Source organism: Planktothrix sp. FACHB-1355 (assembly GCF_014748295.1).
In the GTDB taxonomy this organism is placed as follows: domain Bacteria; phylum Cyanobacteriota; class Cyanobacteriia; order Cyanobacteriales; family Aerosakkonemataceae; genus Aerosakkonema; species Aerosakkonema funiforme_A.
The window spans coordinates 1-4,911 of sequence record NZ_JACJUP010000456.1; the positions used below are offsets into that span (position 1 = coordinate 1).

8 protein-coding genes are annotated in these 4,911 nt (G+C 42.6%); 2 read left to right on the forward strand and 6 right to left on the reverse strand.

The window, feature by feature from the left end:
* Positions 1-291: 291 nt before the first annotated feature.
* The 5 genes from H6S82_RS18235 to H6S82_RS18250 form a co-directional block, all read right to left on the reverse strand.
* Positions 292-720, reverse strand: a complete 429-nt coding sequence (locus H6S82_RS18235; RefSeq protein ID WP_190474948.1) for a hypothetical protein — start codon at positions 718-720, stop codon at positions 292-294.
* Positions 720-1,505, reverse strand: a complete 786-nt coding sequence (locus H6S82_RS18240) for a hypothetical protein (protein WP_206756664.1) — start codon at positions 1,503-1,505, stop codon at positions 720-722. The genes H6S82_RS18235 and H6S82_RS18240 overlap by 1 nt, the downstream gene beginning before the upstream one ends.
* A gap of 118 nt (positions 1,506-1,623) precedes the next feature.
* A complete protein-coding gene (locus H6S82_RS32800; RefSeq protein WP_199317911.1) occupies positions 1,624-2,328 on the reverse strand; it encodes an ISL3 family transposase in 705 nt (234 codons plus the stop codon).
* Positions 2,325-2,780, reverse strand: coding sequence for a transposase family protein (locus tag H6S82_RS32805; RefSeq protein WP_199317910.1), 456 nt, complete (start codon positions 2,778-2,780; stop codon positions 2,325-2,327). The genes H6S82_RS32800 and H6S82_RS32805 overlap by 4 nt, the downstream gene beginning before the upstream one ends.
* Positions 2,781-2,935: 155 nt before the next feature.
* Positions 2,936-3,199: a hypothetical protein gene (locus H6S82_RS18250; protein WP_190464951.1), complete on the reverse strand. Its 264-nt coding sequence runs from the start codon at positions 3,197-3,199 to the stop codon at positions 2,936-2,938.
* Positions 3,200-3,285: 86 nt separating this feature from the next.
* Between H6S82_RS18250 and H6S82_RS18255 the strand changes: the two genes are divergently transcribed.
* A complete protein-coding gene (locus tag H6S82_RS18255; RefSeq protein ID WP_347339513.1) occupies positions 3,286-3,504 on the forward strand; it encodes a hypothetical protein in 219 nt (72 codons plus the stop codon).
* Between the two features lie 3 nt (positions 3,505-3,507).
* Here H6S82_RS18255 and H6S82_RS18260 read toward each other — a convergent pair whose 3' ends face one another.
* Positions 3,508-3,963, reverse strand: a complete 456-nt coding sequence (locus H6S82_RS18260; protein ID WP_190464950.1) for a hypothetical protein — start codon at positions 3,961-3,963, stop codon at positions 3,508-3,510.
* Between the two features lie 140 nt (positions 3,964-4,103).
* On the opposite strand from H6S82_RS18260, the gene H6S82_RS18265 reads away from it, so the two are divergent.
* Positions 4,104-4,911, forward strand: an 808-nt coding sequence (locus H6S82_RS18265) for a TlyA family RNA methyltransferase (protein ID WP_191056511.1), incomplete at its 3' end; no start/stop codon positions are given.

Here is a 4,911-nt window from a genome sequence, read left to right on the forward strand (position 1 = left end):
GCTTACTTTCCCCTTATTCTCCCCCGAAAATCCCCTGCTGTTATTTTGAGCAAAAATACTTAAATGAATCTCTAAGCTTGAGCATGAAAACTCTCTAGGTTTGTGCTTCGTTCAACCAAAATAGAAGCCTTGGGGTAGCACGCACTCCAAGGCTATTCTGTATGCTCGCGCAACAGTCAGTAGATGCAGTCCCACTCTTGAAAACTCAAGGGATTCAAAACTTCCCGTCAGAAGTCAAGTAGATTTAATGGGAAAGATGCGTCAATCCTTACTCCCTTCCCAACCAACTAATCAATCAATTTCATCATCGTGATTTTCCCACTTCTGATGCAAAATATTCGGCGCAATCTCCGAACCATCTAAACCATTCCCATTTGCCCCAGAATTTGATGAAAACCCATCAACATGAGACTGGACTTTAACAGGACGCTTTAGCCCCAAACGATGCCGAATATGCTCCGCGTGTTGCTCCAAAGCATACACCGCATCCTCCCCAATACGCCTCAACTCCACCTCCGTTATCTCCCCCCGTTCGTACCGTTCCAAATAAGCCAAAGCCAACCAACGTTCCCGCAGCGCTTGCAACACCATCTCTTTTGGCAAATAGACAGCATGGTTTTTAATAAACGAAAACAGAATCCCATCAGGAGTGTGAGGTAAAGGCTGATAGCGCAAATTGAAAGTAAATTCTGTCTGCTTTGACGACTTCTCTGCTGTCATTACTCATCCCCCTTCTTTGCCAAACCATCAATCGCCTTTTTATCCCCAACAACAGATTTCTTAACATCAAATTCTTCTGTTGACTCAGTTGCTTCCTGCTTCTTAGATTGACTCTTCGGTTTCCCTAAAGACACCTTACTTTTGAAATTCAGAAACACCCCCAACACATCAGCTATCCGATTGCCAAAACCACCAGTATCGATTTCATCGGGAATTGCCACATCTGCATTCCAAGACAACTCAAGATGCCCGTAATGCTTCCCTAAATCCGTAGCCAAATAATCAGCAGTCCCTCCACAAAACACAATCTCTTCCACATCAGAAGGCAACTTACTATCAATCCAATTCACCAACATTTGGAAATACTGCGGACGAGATTCCCTTACCGCCGTCACGATTTCATTAACTTCATCCGCACGATACTTTGAATCTTTACTGCGTGCCAAAACTGTCAAATCCTTTATCCGCATCGAATCTCCAGCCGCCACAATCGCTTCTATCAGCTTTTGTTCCTCCAATCCAGCAGTTTTACTTTGCACCATGCCAATCATTTTATGAAAACCCAAAGCGCTAGTTTTAGCTTCACGAGTTTTCACCTCACCTCGATTCGCTATCAAAATCGAAGCATTGCGATAACCCAACATCACAATTGCACATACCCTACTTTTCAGCGCATCACCCTGCATTTGACGATGCAGCAAATAAATTCCAGAACCTTCCGGCTTACAATCAAACATCGATAACGACACGCTTAAATTACCAGTAGGTGTCGTATAATTCTCCAAAGCCGCACGCAGATATCGTTCGTACTTTTCCTTATCTTGGTACTCACCAGGCGGTAATAGTGCAGCTAAAGCGATGGCGAATTTATCGGCTCTTCCGTACTTGGTGTGATAAGTTATTCTAATCAGAGAAGCTGGCTAATAAACGAGCGCGTAACATTTGAAAGTCTTTAAGGCCATAAGATTGGCGTAAAATTAACTTAGCTTTATTATTAATTCCTGACATCACACCACTGGTAGTGCGACTGATAAAGTAGTTAGAAATACCATCTAAATGTTCACGAATAGTACGGGCAACTCTTCCATAAAGAGATACTGCCCCAGTGAGCCATTTTTTGAAGCGATTCATCCCGGATTTTACAGTAGTGCTGGTTTCATAAATTAAGCGAAACTCTTCTTTCATCAAGTAAGCAATTTTGAGGCAAGGAGATTGGGCTAATATTTGTTTAACTTGTGCAATTTCTGTTTCGGTTAAATCCGTTCCATTCTTTAACAATAAAAATCGGCTCCCTTTAATTTTTACCTGCGCTTGAATACGAATTTTATTTAAAGCTTGATTAACTAACTTCATCACATGGAATCGGTCAAACACTACCTGAGCATTCGGAAATACCTCGGCGATTACTTTGGCAAACCCCGCCCACATATCCACGCTAACTTCTTCCACTTGTTCTCTGACCTCAAGTGGTTGCTGTTTAAGCGCTGCAATGATATCTTCTTGTTTATGGCTATCAATGACTTCAAGTAAATTTCCGGTGTCTACATTACTCACTAAAGTAATAAAGCTGCGGTAACCTTTTCGTTTGCTGATTTCATCTATACTCAGTCGTTTAACCCCACTCCAATCTTTTTTTTTACTGTTTGATTAACGCGCCAGAATATCGCTTCAATCTCTTCTCCAGTTAAACCTTCTTCGCGACTAACTTGCTCCACATTGCTAGCTAAAACTCGTTGGTAAATGTTTTGTTCGTACCGTTGGGTATGTACTTGCTGCCAATCCATAAAATCCAGTCTTTCTGTGCTATACTTTTGGCAGCGTCGGCAATAAAATCGACGGCGTGGAACCTTTAGATAAACTGGTTGACCAAAACTGGGTAGATCTCTGGCTAATATGTAGGTAGTTTGATGTAATTTTTCTGTATATCTTTGACAATAAGGACACTGCATTCCCCGATTTAACATTTTTATATGTAGGCAAATATATCCCTCAACTTGTTGAAAGCTTTCTACGGTAGTCCCTGCTATATTTAGCATCGTATCTAAGGGTGATTTCATCATAGTCGTTAGTCACTTCAAGGGAAACTTCCTCATATATTGTAATTTCTCCTCATCCATCGGTGTCCGGAGTCAGCCTTTTTGCCTTACTTCCTTATCTAGTAAGCTTTTGAGTGATTTCGGCTTCTCAAATTTTTGGTTTTGATAAGCAAAATTAATCACACTAAGTACGGAAGAGCCGCAGAATCAGCCATTGGTTGAGACTCACCTACCAACAATACTAACCTATACAGCCGAGTATAGGAAGTCCTAGCGCGTTCAATTACGTTTTTCAGTTCTTCTAACTCCCCTAAAGTTGCTTCTGTTTCACCGTATTCTTCAGCCAGATTAAATTCGGCTGCACTAGCTTGATTAATAATTTGAAACAGTCTTCGTTGCAAGTAAAGAATAGTTGTTAAGGTTTCATCTGGTAAATTGGCCATTACACCTGAGAGTTATTTTTCATGAACTCAAGTATTATATATTAAAGTTGGCCTTAGTTTTTTAAGGTAGAGCGAATAGAAAAATATTGCCAATCCATAAAAAGAATACGCGACGTAAGGCTGGGGGTTATTACCTGATACCAGAAGAATTACACATCGCTTTAGAAGAAGCCTACTTGCAAGCGATTAACCAAGCTTCTTTAGAAGTAGAAGAAGGACGTTACGAAACTGAAGAATTAGAAAGACTGGTTAACAAGGAGGAAATTATCGATCGCGCTTTAGCTTTAATCTTACCATCCGAGTGAATTTCAATCATTTAGATCGACAGTTTTTTCACCCAAAACACTCCACTGGTTAGGCGTTGATAAAACTTGGGGTTGTGTCTGTAGCAAAGCCAAACCAAAAGTAACAGAAGTTAATCCCAACAACAAAGAACCTGTAACTATTTTTAACAGTAAAATTAATCGATTCGGTCGATCGCTCTGTTTCAACAATAGCTGAGTAGGCGGTTGGGTGTCTAAGCTAAAATTCTGTTGTTTGACTTCCAGGGTTACTTCTGTTCTGCTGACGGTTATTAGCTGAAGTTCCTTTAACTGTCTGAGTGCGTCGAGAATTTCGCGATCGCTAAACGGTTTTTCCCGGTACTCCGCCGTCCACGCTCGAAAATCTTGTAAGTCTACTTTCAGCTTACCAGCATCGGTAGCTCGCGGCAAAAGCCATTGGTACAGTAAAGTGGCGCAGGTCGTTAATTTAGTTTCTAGCATAGTTGGCTTCCTATCGAGAAAATAAATGCAGAAAACAAAGCAGTTGCTTCTCAGGTATCTAAGATAATTGTTACAAATGCGACAGTTTTAGCTAGCTTTATGTGTATTAACTGCATAAATCTCTACAATTTGATGAAGTCATGACAAAAAAACGCCTAGACACCTTGTTAGTCGAACTCGATTTATGCTCTTCCCGACAGTTGGCCCAGCGGCTGATTCGGGCGGGGGAAGTGCTGGTAAATCGGCAGGTGATTGACAAACCGGGCACAGAAGTGGAACAATCGGCGCAGATCCAGATCAAAGAGCGATCGCCTTACGTTTCCAGAGGCGGCGAAAAACTCGCCAAAGCGCTAAAATTTTTTGATATCTCTGTGGAAGGGCGCATTTGCTTGGATGGGGGCATCTCTACTGGGGGCTTTACCGACTGCCTGTTGCAAGCTGGGGCGAAACTAATTTACGGCGTTGATGTGGGTTACGGTCAAGTAGATTGGGGTCTGCGGAACGATCCGCGAGTGATTTTGCGGGAACGCACTAACCTGCGGTATCTCACAGCAGATGACTTGTACGAAGCAGCCGAGCTGGCGGATTTGGGTGTGGTGGATGTTTCGTTCATTTCCTTAACAAAAATTTTGCCTGCGTTATGGCAGCTGCTTCAGGTTCCGCGTGAGACAATATTGCTTGTTAAACCGCAGTTTGAGGTAGGGCGAGAACGGGTTGGCAAAAAAGGCGTCGTGCGCGATACTGGCGACCAAGCAAGTGCGATCGCGCAAGTATGCACAGCCGCCCAACAGATTGGCTGGAAATTTCGCGGTTTAACCTGGTCGCCGATCGTCGGCCCTGCCGGTAATATAGAGTATCTTTTATGGCTGAGTATAGATAGCCCAAACTCGGCTCCCGATTTAGAGGCGATCGAACACATCACCCAAGCTGCAAAAAAGGAACTCAGCA

Coding starts and splice junctions, on each gene's coding strand:
- H6S82_RS18235 (WP_190474948.1), bottom strand. CDS start 720: ATGACAGCAGAGAAGTCGTCAAAGCAGACAGAATTTACTTTCAATTTG.
- H6S82_RS32805 (WP_199317910.1), bottom strand. CDS start 2,780: ATGATGAAATCACCCTTAGATACGATGCTAAATATAGCAGGGACTACC.
- H6S82_RS18250 (WP_190464951.1), bottom strand. CDS start 3,199: ATGGCCAATTTACCAGATGAAACCTTAACAACTATTCTTTACTTGCAA.
- H6S82_RS18260 (WP_190464950.1), bottom strand. CDS start 3,963: ATGCTAGAAACTAAATTAACGACCTGCGCCACTTTACTGTACCAATGG.